The organism is Salmonella sp. SAL4457 (assembly GCF_046548235.1).
GTDB classification, from domain to species: Bacteria; Pseudomonadota; Gammaproteobacteria; order Enterobacterales; family Enterobacteriaceae; genus Salmonella; species Salmonella enterica.
In genome coordinates this window covers 1-274 of the sequence record NZ_JBGDZO010000442.1, presented here as the reverse complement: position 1 = coordinate 274, position 274 = coordinate 1, and the positions used below count along the sequence as shown (strand labels likewise).

General features: G+C 68.6%; 1 pseudogene. It reads left to right on the top strand.

The features are described from left to right. A pseudogene (entE, locus tag ACLJNW_RS24985) lies at window positions 1-274 on the top strand (2,3-dihydroxybenzoate-AMP ligase); the annotation flags it as partial.

The following is a 274-nucleotide window of genomic DNA, read 5'->3' as shown; positions in this document are numbered from 1 at the left end:
GACCGTGCGCGGTCCCTACACCATCCGCGGCTACTACCGCCTGCCTGAACACAACGCCAAGGCCTTCAGCGCGGACGGCTTCTACCGCACCGGCGACCGGGTCAGCCGCGACAAGGACGGCTACCTGGTGGTGGAGGGCCGCGACAAGGACCAGATCAACCGCGGCGGCGAGAAGATCGCCGCGGAAGAGGTGGAGAACCTGCTGATAGCCCATCCGCAGGTGCACGACGCCACCGTCGTGGCGATGCCCGACAGCCTGCTCGGCGAGCGCACC